Source organism: Pseudomonas sp. BN414, from assembly GCF_029871275.1.
Lineage (GTDB): Bacteria > Pseudomonadota > Gammaproteobacteria > Pseudomonadales > Pseudomonadaceae > Metapseudomonas > Metapseudomonas resinovorans_C.
The window spans coordinates 56,152-75,816 of sequence record NZ_SSOL01000045.1 but is presented as its reverse complement, the minus strand read 5'-3'; the positions used below and the strand labels follow the sequence as shown (position 1 = coordinate 75,816).

Genomic DNA, 19,665 nt, shown 5'->3' with positions numbered 1-19,665 from the left:
ACATCAAGAGAGCGGTAGCCTTTTTTAGGATCTCTTTCTCCCGCTCCAGCCGCCGCACCTGGGCCTCCAGCTCCTGGATTCGCCGCTGCTCCGGCGTCATCGCCTTGCCGTGTTCCGGCGTCTTGCCATGGCGCTCCAGGGTCAATTGCTCGACCCAGCGCCGCATGGCAGTTGGGCCTACCCCCATCGCCTTGCAGGCTGCCGGTATGGAATAGCCTTGATCGAGCACCAGACTGGCGGCCTCGAGTTTGAATTCCGGACTGAATGATCTTCTGCTCATGAACACCTCTTGCTTGGGCGCAGCTTAACGCCCTATCGGGGTGTCCAGAATCATTAGGCCACTTCAATCTGAAGCTCTGGCCGGGTGATCAGCATTTCCCCCTCACCCCAGCCCTCTCCCTCAGGGAGAGGGGGCTGTCCGTGCGACCTGTGACCAATAGGGCTTGCATCAGCTCCGAGTCACAGGCGAGCACGCATGCACCAGGCGCGAGTCACCCCTCTCCCGCTTGCGGGAGAGGGGCTGGGGGTGAGGGAAAATCTCAAGGCATTACCGGCGGCACATACGTCAGTGTGGTCCCCAACGCCCACAGCAGCACCATCACCAACGGGATATGCACCAGCAGCTGGACGAAGGAAAAGCCGATCAGGTCGCGCGCCTTCAGGCCCAGCACGCCCAACAGCGGCAGCATGTAGAAGGGGTTGATCAGGTTCGGCAGCGCCTCTGCAGCGTTGTAGATCTGCACCGACCAGCCCAGGTGGTACTGCAGCTCATTGGCCACCTGCATCACGTACGGCGCCTCGATGATCCACTTGCCACCGCCCGACGGGATGAAGAAGCCCAGCACCGCGGAGTACACGCCCATCAGCAGCGCGTAGGTGTCGTGGTTGGCGATCTGCACGAAGAAGGTGGAGATGTGGTGCGCCAGGGTCTGGCCGTCGCTGCCGTTGACGGTGGTCATGATGGCGGCGATGGAGCCGTACAGCGGGAACTGGATCAGCACCCCGGTGGTGGTCGGTACAGCGCGGGCCACGGCGTCGAGGAAGCTGCGCGGGCGCCAATGCAGCAGCGCGCCGGCCATGATGAACAGCAGGTTGTAGGTGTTCAAGCCGGAGATGGCGGTGATCGCCGGCTTGCTGGCGAACTCCTGGGCCAGCCAGCCGCCGGCCAGCGCCACCAGCAGGATGATCAGGAGCGGGCTGTGCTCCAGCCACTCGCCCGGACGGGTCGGTTTGACCTGCGGCGATGCGGTGAAGCTCGGGTCGATGCCGCATGCCTTGGCATCACGGGCGCTGGCGGCGCTGGGGGCGGTCATGTAGGCGATGATCAGCGACACCACGACCAGCGCCAGCAGCATCACGCCCGACTGCCAGAGGAAGATGGTTTCGGTGAAGGGAATCACGCCGGTGATGGCGAGGATGGATGGCGGCAGGCTGGCCGGGTTGGCCTGCAGCTGCGCGGCCGAAGAAGACAGCCCCAGTGCCCAGACAGCACCCAGGCCCAGGTAGGCGGCGGCACCGGCGGCGCGGTAGTCCATCTTCAACTCTTCACGGCGGGCCAGGGCGCGCACCAGCAGGCCGCCGAACACCAGGGAGAGGCCCCAGTTGAGCAAGGACGCGACCATGGAGATCAGCGCCACCCAGCACACGGCCGAGCGACCGTTCTTCGGCACACGGGCCAGCAGGTCGATCAGGCGCGAGGCCGGGCCGGAGCTGGCGACCACGTAGCCGCCGATGACCACGAAGGCCATTTGCATGGTGAAGGGAATCAGGCTCCAGAATCCGTCGCCGAAGGCCTTGGCGGCCTGGCTGGCCGGAGCGCCCATGCCCAGGGCAGCGACGGTGACCAACAGTACGGCGACTGCGGCGAAGACCCAGGAATCGGGGAACCAGCGTTCCGCCCAGGCGGAGCAACGCATGGCAAAGCGGGCTGAACGACTTTCTTGAAGTGTGGGGGCCATCGGGTACCTCGGGAGTGTTGTTTTTATCGGCATTCACCCAGCCGGAGCCAGGTGCCGGGACAGTGGTCTTGAAAAGAGTCCGAGGGTCTGCGCCCTCTTTTCTGCCTGAAACAACGACGCCACGCCCGGGAAGGGCATGGTGAGGTCGGGTGCCCGTGACCTTTCAGCCGTGGGCTCTTGCGTGATGGCCTTGCCGGGACCTGGACATTGCAGGTCCGCTTTATCTTTTTTGTAGGTTGGGCTGAGCTACGCGAAGCCCAACACTGGATTTGCAACCTGTCTCACTGCTCAAGGAGAGTGCGATCGTTGGGCTTCGCTGCGCTCAGCCCAACCTACGGGTATGGAACTAGCGCTCGATGGCCAGGGCTACGCCCATGCCGCCGCCGATGCAGAGGGTCGCCAGACCTTTCTTCGCATCGCGCTTGATCATCTCGTGCAGCAGGCTGACCAGTACGCGGCAGCCGGAAGCGCCGATGGGGTGGCCCAGGGCGATGGCGCCGCCGTTGACGTTGACCTTGGCCATGTCCCAACCCAGTTCCTTGCCGACCGACAGGGACTGCGCGGCAAAGGCTTCGTTGGCTTCGATCAGGTCCAGGTCGGCCAGGTTCCAGCCGGCCTTGTCCAGGCAACGACGGGTAGCGGTCACCGGGCCGATGCCCATGATCGCCGGGTCGACGCCGGAGTTGGCGTAGGCCTTGATCCGCGCGAGTACCGGCAGGCCAAGGGACTCGGCCTTGTTGGCGCTCATCAGTACCACAGCGGCGGCGCCGTCATTCAGGGTGGAGGCGTTGCCAGCGGTGACGCTGCCGTCCTTCTTGAACGCCGGTTTCAGTTTGGCCAGGCTTTCTGCGGTGGTGCCGGCACGCGGGCCTTCGTCGGTATCGAAGGCGACGGGATCGCCCTTCCTCTGCGGAATCAGGATGGGGGTGATCTCATCCTTGAAGCGTCCGGCCTCGATGGCGGCGGCGGCTTTCTGCTGGGAAGCGGCGGCGAAGGCGTCCTGCTGCTCGCGGGTCAGGCCGTACTTCTCCACCAGGTTCTCGGCGGTCACGCCCATGTGATAGCCGTTGAAGGCGTCGGTCAGGCCGTCGTGGATCATGCTGTCCAGCGCCTTGGCGTGGCCCATGCGCAGGCCGGTACGGGCCGCTGGGAGGATGTAGGGCGCCAGGCTCATGCTTTCCTGGCCACCGGCGATGACCACCTCGGCGTCGCCGCAGCGAATCGCCTGGATGCCCAGGTGCAGGGCCTTGAGGCCGGAGCCGCAGAGCTTGTTCAGGCTCATGGCCGGCACTTCGACCAGCAGGCCGGCGAGGATGGCAGCCTGGCGCGCCGGGTTCTGGCCGGCGCCGGCGGTGAGTACCTGGCCGAGAATCACTTCATCGATCTGCTCGCCCTTGAGGCCGGTCTGCTCCAGCAGCTGGCGGATCACGGCAGCGCCCAGTTCATGGGCGGGAATGTTGGCCAGCGCGCCCTGGAAGCTGCCGATGGCAGTGCGGGTGGCGGCGACGATTACGACGTCTTGCATGTTGGAACTCCATTTGATCCGTAGGAGCCAGCTTGCTGGCGAAACGGGCCGAGCTGTTCGCGAGCAAGCTCGCTCCTACGGAAGAGCATTGAAAAAACCGCGCCGGAGGAGACCATGCGTGGTGGCCTCCTCCAGAGCGGCAGAGCAATCAGAAGGTCATTTCGACCACGTCGTCCGGGACGATCAGGCGGCCGGCGGTCTTCTCGGCGATCTCGGCGATGCTCACGCCGGGCGCGGTTTCACGCAGGATGAAGGCGCCATTCTCGATCTCCAGGTAGGCCAGGTCGGTCAGCACCTTGCGGATGCAACCGGCGCCGGTCAGCGGCAGCGAGCAGCTTTCCAGCAGCTTGGACTCGCCGTCCTTGGAAGCGTGGGTCATGGTGACGATGATGTTCTCGGCACCGGCCACCAGGTCCATGGCGCCACCCATGCCCTTGACCAGCTTGCCCGGGACCATCCAGGAGGCGATGTTGCCCTGCACGTCCACTTCGAAGGCGCCGAGCACGGTGAGGTCCACGTGACCGCCGCGGATCATCGCGAAGGACTCGGCGGAGGAGAAGATGGAAGCGCCCTTCACCGCGGTGACGGTCTGCTTGCCGGCGTTGATCATGTCGGCGTCGACTTCATCTTCGGTGGGGAAGGCGCCCATGCCCAGCAGGCCGTTCTCGGACTGCAGCATCACTTGCATGCCTTCGGGTACGTAGTTGGCGACCAGGGTCGGAATGCCGATACCCAGGTTCACGTAGTAGCCGTCTTTCAGTTCGCGGGCCACGCGCTGGGCCATCTGTTCGCGGGTCAGTGCCATGTCGGTTTCCTCGAATTCTTCTTGTCGTGATCAGGAGCGAACGGTGCGCTTTTCGATGCGTTTCTCGAAGCTGCCAACAATCACGCGGTCAACGTAGATGCCCGGCGTGTGGATGTGGGCAGGGTCCAGTTCGCCCGGCTCGACGATTTCTTCCACCTCGACCACGGTGATACGGCCAGCGGTGGCCGCCAGCGGGTTGAAGTTCTGCGCGGTGTGGCGGTAGATCACGTTGCCGAAGTGGTCGGCCTTCCAGCCTTTGACGATGGCGAAGTCGCCGGTAATGGACGGCTCGAGGATGTACTTGCGGCCGTTGAACTCACGCACTTCCTTGCCTTCGGCAATCGGGGTGCCGTAGCCGGTGGCGGTGAAGAAGGCCGGGATGCCGGCACCGCCTGCGCGCATCTTCTCGGCGAGGGTGCCTTGGGGGGTCAGTTCGACTTCCAGTTCGCCGCTCAGCAGTTGCTGCTCGAACAGGGCGTTTTCACCCACGTAGGAGGCGATCATCTTGCGGATCTGGCGGTCTTCGAGCAGCACGCCCAGGCCGAAACCATCGATGCCGCAGTTGTTGGAAACCACGGTGAGGCCCTTGACGCCACGACGGCGGATCTCGGCGATCAGGTTCTCGGGGATGCCACAGATGCCGAAACCACCGGCCAGGACGGTCATGTCGTCTGTCAGCCCGTCCAGGGCTTCCTCGTAGCTGTATACGCGCTTGTCGAGTCCACTCATGCTCATGTGCCTCTTTGTCTTTATTGGTCGCGGCGGGGATACCGCCGTTGAGTGGGTCAGAGCTTCTCCCGTGCAGACTGATTTGTTAAGTTTGTTTTTCCTAACGATTAATAAGCAAACCAAATCAATGACCATCAAGCAGCTGCGCGCCTTCCTCGCCGTGGCGCAGAGCCTGAGCTTCGCCCAGGCCTGCGAGCGGTTGCATCTGTCCCAGCCAGCCCTCTCCCTGGCAATCAAGAACCTGGAAGATTCCCTCGGTGGCCAACTGCTGGTGCGCACCACCCGTAGCGTCGCCCTGACGCCCGAGGGCGAAACCCTGTTGCCCATCGCCCGACGCCTGCTGGCGGACTGGGACAACGCCGAAGAACTGCTGCGCCAGCACTTCACCTTGCAACTCGGCAAGGTTTCCATCGCCGCCATGCCCTCTTTCGCCGGCAACCTGCTGCCGGCAGCCCTCAAGGCGTTCCGCGACCAGCACCCCAAGGTCAACGTGGCGGTGCACGACGTGATCAACGAGCAGGTGCTGGAGATGGTGCGCAACCGGCGGGTGGAGCTGGGCATCGCCTTCGAGCCGGAGTCCCTCGACGGCCTGGACTTCATGCCCTTCTACACCGACCGCTTCGTCGCCGTGGTACCCGCCGACTGCGAGCTGGCGCAGCGCGCCGAAATCGGCTGGAAAGAACTGCTGCAAGGCAACTTCATCACCCTGCAGCGCCCGTCGGCCGTGCGCCTGATGCTCGAACAAGTGCTCGCGCCGCAGCACGGCCGCCTGCCGGTGGCCTTCGAGAGCCACCAGTTGGTGACCGTGGGCCGGATGGTGGCCCAGGGGCTGGGCGTCAGCGCCGTACCCAGCCTGTGCGTCCAGCAGATGGAGGAGCTCGGTGCCCGCTGCATTGCCTTGCACAGCCCGCAGGTGGAGCGCCGCGTGGGCCTCTTTCGGCTGGCCGAGCACCAGCTCTCCACCGCCGCCCAGGCCCTCAGCGACGTGTTGCTGAAGGCTCACGACTGGAGCCGCCTGGAGCTGCCCCGGCCTTGAGTCAGGGCCTATGCTGAATAGCAACCGGATGACCCACGTCTCGCCAGATGAGGATGCGCAGATGGATAAGCCACTGTGGACCCCCAGCCCGGTGCGGATCGCCGCCACCCGCATGGATGCCTTCCGCCGCCAGGTCTGCCAGCAACAGGGCCTGGACCTGCCCGACTACCCTGCCCTGCACGCCTGGAGCCTGGATCGCCGTGAGGTTTTCTGGCAGGCCATAGTCGAGTTTTTTGACATCCGTTTCAGCACGCCACCCACGGCCGTGCTGGAAGAAAGCCCCATGATGCCCAGTGCCCGCTGGTTCCCCGGCGCGACCCTGAATTTCGCCGAACACCTGCTGCGCCGCCGCGACAACCACCCTGCCCTCGTCGCCATAGGCGAGGACGGCAGCCGCGTGCAACTGACCTACGCCGAACTGGCCGCCCATGTCGCCGGCCTGCAGCAGAGCCTGAAGGCCATGGGTGTGGGCGTTGGTGACCGGGTCGCAGCCTTCATGCCGAGCATCTGGCAGGCCGTGGTGGGCATGCTCGCCGCCACCAGCCTGGGCGCCACCTGGTCATCCTGCTCGCCGGATTTCGGCACCCACGGCGTGATCGACCGCTTCGGCCAGATCAAGCCCAAGGTGCTGATTGCCGCCGCCGGCTACCGCTACGCGGGCAAGGACCTGGACCTGTCCGCCAAGCTGAATGAAGTCCTCGAGCGCATGCCCTGGCTGGAGCAGCTGGTGGTGGTGCCCTATGCCCGTGCCGAGACCTGTCCAGCGGACTTCAGCACCCGCGCGCGGGTCGCGTTGTGGAACGACTTCTACCAGCCCGGCGGCGAGCCGCTGTTCACCCCCGTACCTTTCGATCAGCCGCTGTACATCCTCTATTCCAGCGGCACCACCGGCGTGCCCAAGTGCATCGTCCACGGCGTCGGCGGCACCTTGCTGCAACACGTCAAGGAACATGGCCTGCATTGCGACCTGACAGCGTCGGACACGCTGTTCTACTTCACCACCTGCGGCTGGATGATGTGGAACTGGCTCGTTTCAGGCCTCGCCCTGGGCGCCACCCTGGTGTTCTACGATGGTTCGCCCTTCCACCCCGGCCCGGAACGCCTGATGGACCTGATCGATGCCGAGGGCATTAGCATCTTCGGCACCAGCGCCAAGTACCTGGCCGCGCTGGAGAAGGCCGGCGTCAAGCCGCGCCAGAGCCATCGCCTGGAACGCCTCAAGGCCCTGCTCTCCACCGGTTCGCCGCTGTCCCACGAGAGCTTCGAGTACGTCTACCGCGACATCAAGGGGGAGCTGTGCCTGTCCTCCATCTCCGGCGGAACGGACATCGTGTCCTGCTTCGCCCTGGGCAATCCGGTGCTGCCGGTATGGCGCGGGGAGTTGCAATGCAAGGGCCTTGGCATGGACGTGCAGGTGTGGGACGAAGACGGCAAGCGCGTGTTCGGCGAGAAAGGTGAGCTGGTCTGCGCGCGGCACTTCCCGTCCATGCCGGTGGGTTTCTGGAACGATGCGGACGGCGCGAAGCTCAAGGCGGCCTACTTCGACACCTTCCCCGGTGTCTGGGCCCATGGCGACTACGCCGAAGAAACCCCGCGCGGCGGCCTGGTGATCCACGGGCGTTCGGACGCCGTACTCAACCCCGGCGGCGTGCGCATCGGCACGGCGGAGATCTATCGCCAGGTGGAAAAAGTCGAGGACGTGCTGGAATCCATCGCCATCGGCCAGGACTGGGACGGCGACGTGCGCGTGGTGCTCTTCGTGCGCCTTCGCGAAGGCGTGGTGCTGGACGACGCCCTGCGCGCACGCATCCGCCAGGTGATCCGCACCAATACCAGCCCACGCCATGTGCCGGCGAAGATCATCGCCGTGGCCGACATCCCCCGCACCCTGAGCGGCAAGATCGTCGAACTGGCGGTGCGTAACGTGGTGCACGGCCGGCCGGTGAAGAACACCGATGCCTTGGCCAATCCGCAGGCGCTGGAGTTATATCGGGATTTACCGGAACTTCGGAGCTGAAGGGGCCGCCTGCACATTCTCCTGGGGATAGCCTTGTAGGGTGGGCTTTAGCCCACAGCTGATCTGCAATGGTGGGCTGAAGCCCACCCTACGGCCTGACCGGATCTTGTGTGGGGGCGATTTCAATCGCTAAGGGGTGCGCAGCGGCCCCTGAAAAATTGCAGGCCGAACCTTCGGTCCGGTTAGCGAATAAATTCGCCCCCACAGGAAAAGCGGAACCCGGTCCGCATTACAGATACGGCCGAATCACACCCAGCGCCCGTTCCATGTAAACCTCTTTCTCGCCCACCGGCGCCACGTAGTGCAGCGCCGTGGCACAAGCATCCTCGCCGGCCAGTTTGGCAATCACCCAGGCCGCCAGGTAGGGCGCGGAGAGGCAGCCACCCGCCGTCGCGAGGTTACCGCTGGCGAAGAACGGCTGGTCGAGCACCTGCACGCCCGCCTCGATCACCCAGGGCTTGGTGGTGAGGTCGGTGCAGGCCGGCAGGCTGCCCAGGAGCCCGAGCTTGGCCATCAGCAGGGCCCCCGAACATTGCGAGCCGATCAGCTGGCGCTGTGGGTCCAGTTGCAGGCGGTCGAGGATGCTGCGGTCCTTGGCGATGTCACGGGTCAGGATGCCGCTGCCGAACAGCACGACATCGGCACTGTTGGCGAACTCCAGCGGCTGTTGCGCCTGCACCCGCACGCCATTCATCGAGGTCACCCACTCGCTGGGCGCCGTGATCTCCGCCTTCCAGCCTTCACCGCGCATGCGGTTGAGCAGGCCGGCGGCGACAAAGGAGTCCAGCTCGTTGAAGCCTTCGAACGTCAGTACGGCGATACGCATCACGACCTCCCGGATCGGTTTGGTGCATGGGGCGAATCTATGCGCGCCGGAACGTTGTCGCTATGTACAGACGCAATTAAATTTGGCCGTACAGGTTGCGCGGTATTTGGCTGGAATCGGCAGTGATTATTCCTGTGGGGGCGATTTCAATCGCTAAGGGCAGCGAAGCTGCCCCAGGCGTCCATGGCCGCACCTTCGGTCCGGTCAGCGAATGAATTCGCCCCCACAAGAAAAGCGTTCCACGACCCGTTAGCGAAGCCCCGGCTCTTCCGGCCCCTCTTCTTCGAGGTCTTCCAGCTTCAGCTCCAGCCCCCAGCTGGCGGCATCCTGGGTGGCGCTCGGCGCCGCTACCGGCGCAGGGGCGGCCGCAGCTGGCGCGGGAGCCGTTGCGGGCCCATCGCGATAGAGCTTGAGCTTCAGGCGCAGGTTGTTCGCCGAGTCGGCGTTCTTGATCGCCTCCTCTTCGGGAATCGCGCCCTCCACCACCAGGTCGAACAGCGCCTGGTCGAAGGTCTGCATGCCCAGGCCGCGGGACTTTTCCATGATCTCCTTGATGGAGTGGAATTCGCCGCGCTTGATCAGGTCGCTGATGGTGGAAGTGCCCAGCAGCACTTCCACCGCCGCCCGGCGCTTGCCGTCCTGGGTGCGTACCAGACGCTGGGAGACGAAGGCCTTGAGGTTGTTGCCCAGGTCGTTGAGCAGTTGCGGGCGACGCTCTTCCGGGAAGAAGTTGATGATGCGGTCCAGCGCCTGGTTGGCGTTGTTGGCGTGCAGCGTGGAAATGGCCAGGTGGCCGGTGTCGGCGAAGGCCAGCGCATGTTCCATGGTCTCGCGGTCACGGATTTCGCCGATCAGGATCACGTCCGGCGCCTGGCGCAAGGTGTTCTTCAGCGCGGCGTGGAAGCTGCGGGTGTCCACCCCCACTTCGCGCTGGTTGATAATGGACTTCTTGTGCCGGTGCACGTATTCCACCGGGTCCTCGATGGTGATGATGTGGCCGCCGGTGTTGCGATTGCGGTAGTCGATCAGCGCCGCCAGGGAGGTGGACTTACCGGAGCCGGTGCCGCCGACGAAGAGCACGAGGCCGCGCTTCTCCATCACCATCTTGAGCAGCACTTCGGGCAGCTTGAGATCTTCGAAGCGCGGGATATCCAGCTTGATGTTCCGCGCGACGATGGACACCTCGTTGCGCTGGCGGAAGATGTTGATGCGGAAGCGGCCGATGTTCGGCAGCGAGATGGCCAGGTTCATCTCCAGTTCGCGGTCGAACTCGGCGCGCTGCTCCGGGTCCATGATCGATTCGGCGATCCTGGCCACGTCACCGGCCTTCAGGGGCTCATTGCTGAGCGGCCGCAACAGGCCGTTGAACTTGGCACAGGGCGGCGCGCCCGTGGACAGGTAGAGGTCGGAACCATCCTGGCTGGCCAGGATTTTCAGCATCGCGGAGAGGTCCATGGGAGGTGCGTCCAGTCAAGTGTGAAGGCATCCGCGTAGCGGATCACAGGGGAGCAACTGTATGGCGACCGCCCGTGCTGGCACAATGAACCGCTCCACAGTCCAAGAGGAAATCCCATGGCCAAGGCCCTTGCCCGCCATATCCTGGTCAAGACCGAGGCGGAAGCCGAACAGCTGAAGAAACGCCTGGATAAGGGCGAAGACTTCGCCACCCTGGCCAAGAAGCACTCCATCTGCCCTTCCGCCAAGCGCGGCGGCGACCTGGGCGAGGTGCGCCCCGGCCAGATGGTGCGAGTGATCGATCAGGTGATCTTCAAGAAACCCGTGCGCGTCATCCACGGCCCGGTGAAGAGCCAGTTCGGCTATCACCTGGTGCAGGTTTTCTTCAGGGAGTGAGGGAATGCGGGGAGATGGGCACCGTCCGTGGCGCAGTGCCCATTCTAGGGAACGGATATGACGCGCTGATTACCGGTTCATTTCAGCGTTTCGCCGGCGCAGGAGCGCGAGATATCGGTCAGGACCGACAATTCTTCATTGGTCGGTTTACGCCCCTCGGTAACCCCCATCAGCTGCTGGGTCGTGAAGGCTTCCTGCATCATGTTGCTGGAGCACTTGCAATAGGCGACCGCCTTGTCCTGCGGGACTTGCCGGGCCGCGCTGACGACGCATTCCTGGGTGAACTTCTCGCCGCCACCTTGCGGCCATTCCCCCGCCATTGCTGCCAGGGCGAAGGTTTGCAAAGCCAGAGCGCCAAAGAACAGAGTCTTTTTCACATGCCATCTCCTGCTGGTCCTGAGGGCACATTCTTGCCGCAACGGACGCCTTGCAGGCAATAGCTGAAAACGACAGAACGCGGCATCAGCCTTCCATGCCCTCCCGCTTTTCCGGGCTCGGCAACATATGCGGCGCCTCTACCCGCTCCTGCAGCCGGACCGCGAACGCCAATGCCGAAGCCCGGTCGCGAAACGGGACCTTCATGCCGAGGGCTTCCACCAGCCACTCGTGCCTGCCGCCCCGATTGACCTGCTGGATCGAGATTTCCATGGATGACTCCCGCGTGACCTGGTGGAAGCACGGCAAAGACGGCAGGCAGAAAAAAGGCCAACTGATTGAGTTGGCCTGCACCGCGAGGGTGTGGAGATGCGCTGCCGCATCAGAAAATGCCGTGGAAGCGACGTCAGGCTAGCGCCGGAAGTTGACGGTTCGGCGACAGCGGCGTGAACGGCGCGTGCAGCGCCCTATTTCATGGAGTTGGCAAAGGCGTTCCACTCATCGGTCGCCCGGCATCCTTCAGGCGCTATCCCGGTTCAACGACCGACCGTCATGTAATTGCCGTCACACCTATGCGACAATCTGCGCAATGTCCGGCATGAACCCCGCCTTCATATCCCAGTAACCCGGCCCCAGCGGCCAGTTGTTGCTGTCGACGTATGCCCGCTGGATCAACTTCTGCTCCGATTGGAGCGAACTCACAAAGTTGAGTATCGGTATCAGCCGAAGGCACCAATTCGCACGTTATTGATAGGTAATTCCCTTGATCTCCACCGCTAACATCACCATGCAGTTCGGCCCCAAGCCGCTGTTCGAGAACGTTTCCGTCAAGTTCGGCAACGGCAACCGCTACGGCCTGATCGGCGCCAACGGCTGCGGCAAGTCGACCTTCATGAAAATCCTCGGCAGTGATCTGGAGCCGTCTGGCGGCCAGGTGATGCTGGAGCCCAACGTGCGCCTCGGCAAGCTGCGCCAGGATCAGTTCGCCTACGAAGATTTCAGCGTGATCGACACCGTGATCATGGGCCATGCCGAGCTGTGGCGGGTCAAGGCCGAGCGTGATCGCATTTATTCGCTGCCGGAAATGAGCGAGGACGACGGCATGGCCGTGGCCGAGCTGGAGACCGAGTTCGCCGAGATGGATGGCTACACCGCCGAATCCCGCGCCGGCGAGCTGCTGCTGGGCCTCGGCATTCCGCTCAGCCAGCATTTCGGTCCGATGAGCGAAGTCGCTCCCGGCTGGAAGCTGCGCGTGTTGCTGGCCCAGGCGCTGTTCTCGGACCCGGATGTGCTGCTGCTGGACGAGCCGACCAACCACCTGGACATCAACACCATCCGCTGGCTGGAAAACATCCTCACGGCGCGTAACAGCACCATGATCATCATTTCCCACGATCGCCACTTCCTGAACAGCGTGTGCACCCACATGGCGGACCTGGATTACGGCGAGCTGCGTCTGTTCCCGGGCAACTACGACGAGTACATGACCGCCGCGACCCAGTCCCGCGAGCAACTCCTGGCCGACAACGCCAAGAAGAAAGCGCAGATCGCCGAGCTGCAGACCTTCGTCAGCCGCTTCTCTGCCAACGCCTCGAAAGCCAAGCAGGCCACCTCGCGCGCCAAGCAGATCGACAAGATCCAACTGGCCGAGGTCAAGCCGTCCAGCCGTGTCAGCCCCTTCATCCGCTTCGACCAGCACAAGAAGCTGCACCGCCAGGCGGTGACTGTGGAGAAGCTGGCCAAGGGCTTCGAGGGCAAGCAATTGTTCAAGGGCCTGGACCTGCAGATCGAGGCTGGCGAGCGCGTCGCCATCATCGGCCCGAACGGCATCGGCAAGACCACCCTGCTGCGCACCCTAGTCGGTGAAATGACCCCGGACTCCGGCAACGTGAAATGGACCGAGAGCGCGGACCTCGGCTACTACGCCCAGGACCACGCCCATGACTTCGAAGACGACGTCACCCTGTTCGACTGGATGGGTCAGTGGACCCAGGGTGGCGAACAGCTGGTGCGCGGCACCCTCGGCCGCATGCTGTTCTCCAACGACGAGATCCTCAAGTCGGTGAAGGTCATCTCCGGTGGCGAGCAGGGCCGCATGCTGTTCGGCAAGCTGATCCTGAAGAAGCCCAACGTGCTGGTGATGGACGAACCCACCAACCACCTGGACATGGAATCCATCGAGGCGCTGAACCTCGCGCTGGAGAACTATCCGGGCACCCTGATCTTCGTCAGCCACGACCGCGAGTTCGTCGGCTCCCTGGCCACCCGCATCATCGAGCTGGACGAGAACGGCGTAACCGACTTCAGCGGCACCTATGACGACTACCTGCGTAGCCAGGGTGTGATTGTCTGAGCCTGAAGGTATCCCGCTCTTCGTGGGGGCGAATTCATTCGCAAAGGGTCGCGAAGCGGCCCCCTGCAATACCGAAAGCCGAACCTTCGGTCCGGTTAGCGAATGAATTCGCCCCCACAGGTAAAGCAACAGGCTCCTGAAACGACAAAGCCCCGCAATTGCGGGGCTTTGTGTTTTCCGGCCAGCGGAATCAGGCGGCGGCGAACAGCTCGCCGATCTGCTGCTGGGCGGCGCTGAAGGCGTTGGCGCGGGGCTCTTCGCCGTAGGCCAGGCCTTCGGCACGGACGATCTCGATGTCGGTCACGCCGAGGAAGTTCAGCACCAGCTTCAAGTAATCCTCGTGGGCCTGGCCCGAAGCCTGGCCAGCGTGGATGCCGCCAGCGGTAGAAATGATCACCACCTTCTTGCCACCTGCCAGGCCTTCCGGGCCGTTCTCGGTGTAACGGAAGGTCTTGCCGGCAACGGCGATGCGGTCGATCCAGGCTTTCAGTTGGGTCGGGATGGTGAAGTTGTACATCGGCGCGCCGATGACGATGGCGTCGGCCGCGAGGAACTCGTTCAGGGTGGCTTCACCCAGCTCGGCTTCGTGCTTCTGCGCGGCGTCGCGCAGTTCAGCCGGGGTGCCGCCAGCGACCAGGGTCAGAGCGGACAGGTGGCTGATGGCGTCGTTGGCCAGGTCGCGGTAGGTGACCTGAGCGTCCGGCTCGGCGGCTTCCCAGGCAGCGACCACGTCGCGGCTCAGTTGGCGGGAGGCGGAGGCGTCGCCGAGGATGCTGGAATCGAGGTGCAGGAGTTTCATGGATGGTTACCCTCAGTTGGGCGACCGGCGACGGCCGATCGGAATGGAGGTAATCCTATCCATGTCGATAAATGCTGATTAGTCGGGGATCTTGTGATTCAGCGTCCCATCCATGGGACGAATAGAACTGTAGGTTAGCTCGGGCACCGCGCCGTTGGGCCTCGCTGCGCTCGGCGCCAACCTACCAGAGCAAAACGACTCACACGCCGCCGAGGAAATCCATCTTGCCCACGTCCACGCCGTTGTGGCGGAGGATCGCGTAGGCGGCCGTGATGTGGAAATAGAAGTTCGGCAGCGCAAAGCCGAGCAGGTAATCGCGGCCACTGAAGCTCATATCGCCGCTGCGCATTTTCAACACCACGGTGCGGTCTTCGCTGCCGTCGAGTTTGCTGGCGTCGATGTCCTTGATGAACATCTGGGTCTTGGCAATGCGCGCCTGCAGTTCCTCGAAGGTGGTTTCGGTGTCGGCCCAACTCGGCACTTCGACACCCGCCAGACGTGCGGCGCAACCCTTGGCCATGTCGCTGGCGATCTGCACCTGGCGGGCCAGGGCGTACATGTCCGGCGCCAGGCGCGATTCGATGAACACCTTGGGATCGATGCCGCGCGCCTGGGCGTTGGCCTCGGCTTTCCTGAGGATGTTGGACAGGTTGCCGAGCATGCGTGCCAGGACCGGGATGGAGGCCTCGTACATGGACAAGGACATGGTGATCGCTCCGTTTTCGGGTGGATTGAGAGGCTCAGGTATAGCGCCTGGTCGGCTACCCGGCAACGAGCATGCAGACGCAGCGACAGGGTCGAACCCCGGAGGTCGGGTCTAAAGGCCTCCCGGAACGATCGTACCGCCAGCGAAAACGATGGCACCGAGTCGGGCGCCAATGCCATATTTTCGTATCCCACATGGAACAATCCCGATCATGCAGGACCTCAACGACCTCTTCTATTTCGCCAAGGTGGTGGAGCACGGCGGCTTCTCCGCTGCCGCGCGCTTGCTCGGTGTGCCGAAGTCTCGCCTGTCGCGGCGAATCGCCGAGCTGGAGACCCGCCTGGATGCCCGGCTGCTGCAGCGCACGACCCGCAAGATGGCCCTGACCGATGTCGGCGAGCGCTTCCTGCGCCATTGCCAGGCGATGCTGCTGGAAGCCGAGCAGGCCGAGGAAGTGGTCGCCAGCCTCACGGTCGAGCCACGGGGCCGCTTGCGGGTGTCCTGCCCAACCGAACTCGCGCACGCGATGCTGCGGCCGATGATCACCGACTTCCTCCAGCAATATCCCCTCGTGCAGCTGGACATGATCCTGACCAACCGCCGGGTGGACCTGCGCGAAGAAGGCGTGGACGTGGCGCTGCGGGTACGTGAGGAAGGTGATGAAGACCCCACGCTGATCGCCCGCGTCCTGAGACCGGCGCAGGCCTTCCTGGTAGCCGCCCCCAGCCTGGTTGAAGGCAAGAACATCCTCGTCCCTGACGACCTCCAGCTGCTGCCGGCCCTGGGCGGTCTGGAAGCCGACCGGCGCATCCATCACTACCTGCGGGACGCCCAGGGCAATCGCCGTGAGGTGGTTCTGGAGGCGCGCCTGGGTATCGAGGATTTCGATGTGCGCAAGCATGCGGTGCTGGCAGGTCTGGGCTTCAGCATGCTGCCGCAGATGAACTGCGAGGCCGAACTGCGCGATGGCAGCATGGTGCGCCTGCTGCCGGACTGGCATATGCCGGGTGGCAACCTGCAGGCGGTCTACACCCACAGGCGCGGCCTGCTGCCGGCGGTTCGCGCCTGGATCGAACACCTCGCCGAAGCCTTCTCCCGTCATCAGGGGACGGTGATCTGAAGTCTGGTAAGCAAGACAACCATTAGCCAGCTTTCTTTGCCGCCGGGACTCAGGGATGATGGGCGGCGTCCTTCCCCTTGCCGATTCCAGGTTCTGCCATGAGCACGCTACGGCCGTCCGCGTCCTCCTCCACCTTGCAGATCATCACCGTCGTTTTCTTCACGTTCATCAGCTTCTTCTGCGTCGGCCTGCCGATTGCCGTCCTGCCCGGCTATGTGCACAACGACATGGGCTACGGCTCGGTGATGGCGGGGATCGTCATCAGCGTGCAGTACCTTGCCACCCTTCTCTCCCGCCCCATGTCCGGCAGCCTGGCGGACCGGCTGGGCGCCAAGCGCGCGGTCATGTACGGCATGGCCTGCTGTGGCCTTTCCGGGGTACTGACGCTGCTCTCCACCTCGCTGGCGCAGCTCCCCCTGCTGAGCCTGGCGCTCCTGCTCGGCGGGCGGGTGATGCTGGGTATCGGCCAGGGTCTGGTAGGCACCGGCTCCATCAGTTGGGGCGTGGGGCTGGTGGGCGCGGAAAACATGGCGCGGGTGATCTCCTTCAACGGCATCGCCTCCTACGGTGCGGTCGCCATTGGTGCCCCGCTGGGCGTGGTGCTGGTGGAGGGGCTGGGCCTGTGGAGTATCGGCGGGCTGATGGCAGTGCTCTGTGCCGTTGCCCTGCTGCTGGCCTGGCCCAAGCGGCCGTCGCCCATCGTCCATGGTGAGCGACTGCCGTTCCGTAACGTGTTCCTGCGCATCGCCCCCAACGGCACAGCGCTGGCCCTGGGGTCCATCGGCTTCGGCACCCTGGCCACTTTCATCACCCTCTATTACGCAAGCGTCGGTTGGGACGGCGCGGCCTGGTGCCTGACTGCATTCGGCTGCGCCTTCATCGGTGCGCGATTGCTGTTCGTCAACAGCATCAAGCACCTGGGCGGTTACCGCGTCGCCATCATCTGCCTGGCCGTGGAAAGCCTCGGACTGTTCCTGCTCTGGGCGGCGCCGACGCCTTGGCTGGCCTTGGCCGGCGCGGCGCTGACGGGTTTCGGCCTGTCGCTGGTCTACCCTGCCCTTGGCGTCGAAGCGGTCACGCGCATTCCTGCCGCCAGCCGCAGTTCGGCGCTGGGCGCCTACGCGGTATTCTTCGACCTGGCCCTGGGCATCGCCGGGCCGCTGATGGGCGCCATCGCCGGCGGCGCAGGTTTCGCCGTGATCTTCCTGGTGGCGGCGCTGATGGCGGTGACCGGCATGCTGATGAGTTACTGGCTGCTGCGCAGCGAATCCAGAACCTGAAGGAGCAGGAATCCATGACCCCCGATCAAGTCGCCGCTTTCTGCCTGCAACTTCCCGGTGCCCGCGAGGACCTCAAATGGGGCAGCAACCGGGTGTTCTCGATCGCCGGCAACAAGATGTTCGCCATCCTCGATTTCCTGGGTGACGGCCTCACCTTCAAAGTCGACAAGGACCTCTTCCTCGGCTACGTCGACCGCCCCGGCATTATTCCCGCGCCCTACCTTGCACGGGCCCACTGGATCGCCATGCAGCGCCCCTACCCCATGGGTGACGGCGAACTGCGCGAGCTGATCACCCGCTCCCACCAGCTGGTGGTGGCGCGCCTGCCGAAGATCCGGCAAGTGGGGCTGCTGCTGGATTGATCTCCCCCTAACGACAAGGAAAGTCTCATGTCCGTTCGTCTCTTCGCGCTGATCGCCCTGGTCCTCTTCGGTGGCTACACCCTCTGGGTGATGGCCATCAGCGAACAGCCCCTGCTCGAATTCGGCGCCCAGCTGATGGGCCGCCCCGATACCGCCCAGGTGGTGATCGACCTTTACCTCGCCTGCGCCCTGATCGGCATCTGGATGTACCAGGACAACCGCCGCCAGGGCCGTGGACCGGCCTACTTGCTACCCTTCTATCTGTTGACCGCAGTGTTCGCCTCCATCGGGCCGCTGCTCTATCTGGTCTTGCGCACACCCCGACGCCACGAGGCATGAGCTGATGAGAACCACTGCCCTCTGGTCTCACCTCTGGAACAGCCGGGCCCCCGCCCAAGGCCTGGAAGACTTCCGCCTGGAGGGGCGACGGGTGGACAGCGGCATGCTGGCCTTCGACGACGACGGTACGTGCTACCGCCTGAGTTACACCCTGGAATACGACAAAGGCTGGGAACCCCGCGTCTTCAATGCCACGGTCCGCGATGGCCGCGGCACCCGCAACCTGACGCTGCGGCGTGACGGGCTGCACTGGTTCGATGGCAACGGCCAGAAGCTGCCGGAACTGTCCGGCAGCCTCGACCTGGACCTCTGGCCCACGCCCTTCACCAACAGCCCGAGCATCTGGCGGCTGTTCCTCAACCCTGGCGAACGCCGGGAAATCGAAGTGGTGTTCATCGAAGCGCCGCAACTGTCCGTACGGCGCATGCGCCAGGCCTATACGCGCCTCGACCAGACCCGCTATCTCTACCAGAACCTCGACGGCAATGGCTTCGAGGCCGTGCTGACCCTGGACGAGGATGGGCTGGTGAATCGCTATCCGCTGTTTTTCCAGCGGTTGTGATTGGCTGCAGAGATTGTTGTGGGGGCGAATTCATTCGCTAAGGGCAGCGCAGCTGCCCCGAAACACCTAAAGGGCAGACCTGTGGTCTGCTTAGCGATTGAAATCGCCCCCACAGGTGCTCCCGACAGACCTCCAGTCATGACTGATCTCACCACCCGCCAGAATCAGGTCCACTCGCTCAGCGTTCCACAGGCGGGATATCGCTTTTCCCATCGACTGGCTTGCTGGTGACCTTCGCCCGTTCCCGGTCCAGTTGCGCCAGGCGATCCGCCGCTTCTGGGTTCAGCGTCGCTGCCCGCATGCGGTAAACCTCGTCATCGCTTGCCCCTTGCTCGCGCATCTTGCTCACTGCAGCCTCCAGCTTGAGTATCTGCAACGGCGCTTCCTTGGCTTCCCGCACTTCCGGTACCAGCGCAGCATCCAGTGCGGCCAGTTTCTCTTGCTTTTGCGCGTCGGAGAGCCTGTGGTCCTGCAGGATTTCCAGTCGCGCCAGTGCATCCGCGTTGAAGGCGTCCTCGTCGCCAAACAAGCCTTGCACTTCCTTTTGGCTGAAAAAAAGAGCCCGCGTCTGCCGCATCGCTTCCACGCGAGCCCGCATGTCTGCCAGCGAATTACCCTGCGCCTGAATGCGTTTTTCAACGTCCACAAGCGCCCTCTTGTAATCGAAATAGCATCCCAGCAGGCGCTTGGCTTCGGCTGCCGGACGGGGCTTGAGCCGCTTGTCGATCTCGCGCTCGATTTCGGTCCGGATCTGGTCGAGGCTTGCTTCGCCCACTGCCGCCAGGAAGTACTCGAACCACAGGCGCAAGCCGCTATCGACGACCAGCACGTCACCGTCGCTGCGCAAGTCGCCATCGGGCTGGGTGCCATCCATGGAACGTACGAAGGAGGGCGCATGGGTATCGCCTGCCTCGGGCGTTTCGACGCCTCGGAGAAGCGACATCTGGACAAGAACGGCGGCCATGACGGCCACCGCTCCCAGTCCCGCACACACTGCTTTGGTTTTCTTCATGCCGATCTCT

21 protein-coding genes and 1 pseudogene are annotated in these 19,665 nt (G+C 63.9%); 10 read left to right on the top strand and 12 right to left on the bottom strand.

Features of this window, described 5'->3' with window-relative positions:
* From E8E95_RS08515 to E8E95_RS08495, 5 genes are all read right to left on the bottom strand, one after another.
* Positions 1-286, bottom strand: a 286-nt coding sequence (locus E8E95_RS08515; RefSeq protein ID WP_280348068.1) for a transposase, incomplete at its 3' end; no start/stop codon positions are given.
* Between the two features lie 253 nt (positions 287-539).
* Complete coding sequence (locus E8E95_RS08510) at positions 540-1,958, bottom strand: TIGR00366 family protein (protein WP_280349436.1); 1,419 nt, start codon at positions 1,956-1,958, stop codon at positions 540-542.
* A 346-nt stretch (positions 1,959-2,304) separates the two neighbouring features.
* On the bottom strand, positions 2,305-3,483 hold the full coding sequence (locus tag E8E95_RS08505; protein ID WP_280349435.1) for an acetyl-CoA C-acetyltransferase: 1,179 nt from the start codon (positions 3,481-3,483) through the stop codon (positions 2,305-2,307).
* A gap of 148 nt (positions 3,484-3,631) precedes the next feature.
* On the bottom strand, positions 3,632-4,288 hold the full coding sequence (locus tag E8E95_RS08500; protein WP_179059794.1) for a CoA transferase subunit B: 657 nt from the start codon (positions 4,286-4,288) through the stop codon (positions 3,632-3,634).
* Positions 4,289-4,318: 30 nt separating this feature from the next.
* Positions 4,319-5,017, bottom strand: coding sequence for a CoA transferase subunit A (locus E8E95_RS08495; protein WP_077526232.1), 699 nt, complete (start codon positions 5,015-5,017; stop codon positions 4,319-4,321).
* Between the two features lie 127 nt (positions 5,018-5,144).
* Here E8E95_RS08495 and E8E95_RS08490 point away from each other — a divergent pair, with 127 nt between their 5' ends.
* Together E8E95_RS08490 and E8E95_RS08485 are read left to right on the top strand one after the other, a co-directional pair.
* Positions 5,145-6,053, top strand: coding sequence for a LysR family transcriptional regulator (locus E8E95_RS08490; protein WP_280349434.1), 909 nt, complete (start codon positions 5,145-5,147; stop codon positions 6,051-6,053).
* Between the two features lie 61 nt (positions 6,054-6,114).
* Positions 6,115-8,070, top strand: a complete 1,956-nt coding sequence (locus E8E95_RS08485) for an acetoacetate--CoA ligase (protein WP_280349433.1) — start codon at positions 6,115-6,117, stop codon at positions 8,068-8,070.
* Positions 8,071-8,299: 229 nt separating this feature from the next.
* Here the strand turns inward: E8E95_RS08485 and E8E95_RS08480 are convergent, their stop codons facing one another.
* Both E8E95_RS08480 and E8E95_RS08475 read right to left on the bottom strand, forming a co-directional pair.
* On the bottom strand, positions 8,300-8,896 hold the full coding sequence (locus E8E95_RS08480) for a DJ-1/PfpI family protein (RefSeq protein WP_280349432.1): 597 nt from the start codon (positions 8,894-8,896) through the stop codon (positions 8,300-8,302).
* Positions 8,897-9,145: 249 nt separating this feature from the next.
* A complete protein-coding gene (locus tag E8E95_RS08475) occupies positions 9,146-10,351 on the bottom strand; it encodes a PilT/PilU family type 4a pilus ATPase (RefSeq protein ID WP_280349431.1) in 1,206 nt (401 codons plus the stop codon).
* Positions 10,352-10,468: 117 nt separating this feature from the next.
* Here E8E95_RS08475 and E8E95_RS08470 point away from each other — a divergent pair, with 117 nt between their 5' ends.
* The gene (locus tag E8E95_RS08470) at positions 10,469-10,747 is read left to right on the top strand and encodes a peptidylprolyl isomerase (RefSeq protein WP_028627186.1); all 279 of its coding nucleotides are present in this window, start codon (positions 10,469-10,471) and stop codon (positions 10,745-10,747) included.
* A gap of 77 nt (positions 10,748-10,824) precedes the next feature.
* Here the strand turns inward: E8E95_RS08470 and E8E95_RS08465 are convergent, their stop codons facing one another.
* A complete protein-coding gene (locus E8E95_RS08465; protein ID WP_280349430.1) occupies positions 10,825-11,124 on the bottom strand; it encodes a hypothetical protein in 300 nt (99 codons plus the stop codon).
* 85 nt (positions 11,125-11,209) lie between these two features.
* Entirely contained in the window at positions 11,210-11,395 is a 186-nt protein-coding gene (locus E8E95_RS08460) for a hypothetical protein (protein WP_280349429.1), read from the bottom strand.
* A gap of 259 nt (positions 11,396-11,654) precedes the next feature.
* On the opposite strand from E8E95_RS08460, the pseudogene E8E95_RS08455 reads away from it, so the two are divergent.
* Both E8E95_RS08455 and E8E95_RS08450 read left to right on the top strand, forming a co-directional pair.
* Positions 11,655-11,873, top strand: a pseudogene (locus tag E8E95_RS08455) (hypothetical protein); the annotation flags it as partial.
* 12 nt (positions 11,874-11,885) lie between these two features.
* Complete coding sequence (locus E8E95_RS08450; protein WP_280349428.1) at positions 11,886-13,475, top strand: ABC-F family ATPase; 1,590 nt, start codon at positions 11,886-11,888, stop codon at positions 13,473-13,475.
* Between the two features lie 190 nt (positions 13,476-13,665).
* On the opposite strand, the gene E8E95_RS08445 is transcribed toward E8E95_RS08450, so the two are convergent.
* Entirely contained in the window at positions 13,666-14,274 is a 609-nt protein-coding gene (locus tag E8E95_RS08445; RefSeq protein ID WP_280349427.1) for an FMN-dependent NADH-azoreductase, read from the bottom strand.
* Positions 14,275-14,473: 199 nt separating this feature from the next.
* Positions 14,474-14,980 carry a DUF1993 domain-containing protein gene (locus E8E95_RS08440; protein WP_280349426.1) on the bottom strand — a complete coding sequence of 169 codons (507 nt, stop codon included), beginning with the start codon at positions 14,978-14,980 and terminating at the stop codon, positions 14,474-14,476.
* A gap of 211 nt (positions 14,981-15,191) precedes the next feature.
* Here E8E95_RS08440 and E8E95_RS08435 point away from each other — a divergent pair, with 211 nt between their 5' ends.
* From E8E95_RS08435 to E8E95_RS08415, 5 genes are all read left to right on the top strand, one after another.
* Positions 15,192-16,100 (top strand): LysR substrate-binding domain-containing protein, encoded by a 909-nt coding sequence (locus E8E95_RS08435; protein WP_280349425.1) that lies wholly within the window; start codon positions 15,192-15,194, stop codon positions 16,098-16,100.
* Between the two features lie 98 nt (positions 16,101-16,198).
* Positions 16,199-17,380, top strand: coding sequence for an MFS transporter (locus E8E95_RS08430; protein WP_280349424.1), 1,182 nt, complete (start codon positions 16,199-16,201; stop codon positions 17,378-17,380).
* Positions 17,381-17,394: 14 nt separating this feature from the next.
* Positions 17,395-17,742, top strand: a complete 348-nt coding sequence (locus tag E8E95_RS08425; protein WP_280349423.1) for an MmcQ/YjbR family DNA-binding protein — start codon at positions 17,395-17,397, stop codon at positions 17,740-17,742.
* A 27-nt stretch (positions 17,743-17,769) separates the two neighbouring features.
* On the top strand, positions 17,770-18,081 hold the full coding sequence (locus E8E95_RS08420) for a DUF2834 domain-containing protein (RefSeq protein WP_280349422.1): 312 nt from the start codon (positions 17,770-17,772) through the stop codon (positions 18,079-18,081).
* Positions 18,082-18,085: 4 nt separating this feature from the next.
* Positions 18,086-18,643, top strand: coding sequence for a putative glycolipid-binding domain-containing protein (locus E8E95_RS08415; RefSeq protein WP_280349421.1), 558 nt, complete (start codon positions 18,086-18,088; stop codon positions 18,641-18,643).
* 178 nt (positions 18,644-18,821) lie between these two features.
* Here the strand turns inward: E8E95_RS08415 and E8E95_RS08410 are convergent, their stop codons facing one another.
* Positions 18,822-19,655: a lipase secretion chaperone gene (locus E8E95_RS08410; RefSeq protein WP_280349420.1), complete on the bottom strand. Its 834-nt coding sequence runs from the start codon at positions 19,653-19,655 to the stop codon at positions 18,822-18,824.
* Positions 19,656-19,665: the final 10 nt, after the last annotated feature.

Bases quoted from the DNA above. Each gene is read 5' to 3' on its own strand.
- E8E95_RS08495 (WP_077526232.1), bottom strand. From the start codon at position 5,017: ATGAGTGGACTCGACAAGCGCGTATACAGCTACGAGGAAGCCCTGGAC.
- E8E95_RS08460 (WP_280349429.1), bottom strand. From the start codon at position 11,395: ATGGAAATCTCGATCCAGCAGGTCAATCGGGGCGGCAGGCACGAGTGG.
- E8E95_RS08415 (WP_280349421.1), top strand. From the start codon at position 18,086: ATGAGAACCACTGCCCTCTGGTCTCACCTCTGGAACAGCCGGGCCCCC.
- E8E95_RS08475 (WP_280349431.1), bottom strand. From the start codon at position 10,351: ATGGACCTCTCCGCGATGCTGAAAATCCTGGCCAGCCAGGATGGTTCC.
- E8E95_RS08425 (WP_280349423.1), top strand. From the start codon at position 17,395: ATGACCCCCGATCAAGTCGCCGCTTTCTGCCTGCAACTTCCCGGTGCC.
- E8E95_RS08445 (WP_280349427.1), bottom strand. From the start codon at position 14,274: ATGAAACTCCTGCACCTCGATTCCAGCATCCTCGGCGACGCCTCCGCC.
- E8E95_RS08485 (WP_280349433.1), top strand. From the start codon at position 6,115: ATGGATAAGCCACTGTGGACCCCCAGCCCGGTGCGGATCGCCGCCACC.
- E8E95_RS08500 (WP_179059794.1), bottom strand. From the start codon at position 4,288: ATGGCACTGACCCGCGAACAGATGGCCCAGCGCGTGGCCCGCGAACTG.
- E8E95_RS08430 (WP_280349424.1), top strand. From the start codon at position 16,199: ATGAGCACGCTACGGCCGTCCGCGTCCTCCTCCACCTTGCAGATCATC.
- E8E95_RS08510 (WP_280349436.1), bottom strand. From the start codon at position 1,958: ATGGCCCCCACACTTCAAGAAAGTCGTTCAGCCCGCTTTGCCATGCGT.
- E8E95_RS08505 (WP_280349435.1), bottom strand. From the start codon at position 3,483: ATGCAAGACGTCGTAATCGTCGCCGCCACCCGCACTGCCATCGGCAGC.
- E8E95_RS08470 (WP_028627186.1), top strand. From the start codon at position 10,469: ATGGCCAAGGCCCTTGCCCGCCATATCCTGGTCAAGACCGAGGCGGAA.
- E8E95_RS08440 (WP_280349426.1), bottom strand. From the start codon at position 14,980: ATGTCCTTGTCCATGTACGAGGCCTCCATCCCGGTCCTGGCACGCATG.
- E8E95_RS08410 (WP_280349420.1), bottom strand. From the start codon at position 19,655: ATGAAGAAAACCAAAGCAGTGTGTGCGGGACTGGGAGCGGTGGCCGTC.
- E8E95_RS08490 (WP_280349434.1), top strand. From the start codon at position 5,145: ATGACCATCAAGCAGCTGCGCGCCTTCCTCGCCGTGGCGCAGAGCCTG.
- E8E95_RS08480 (WP_280349432.1), bottom strand. From the start codon at position 8,896: ATGCGTATCGCCGTACTGACGTTCGAAGGCTTCAACGAGCTGGACTCC.
- E8E95_RS08435 (WP_280349425.1), top strand. From the start codon at position 15,192: ATGCAGGACCTCAACGACCTCTTCTATTTCGCCAAGGTGGTGGAGCAC.
- E8E95_RS08420 (WP_280349422.1), top strand. From the start codon at position 17,770: ATGTCCGTTCGTCTCTTCGCGCTGATCGCCCTGGTCCTCTTCGGTGGC.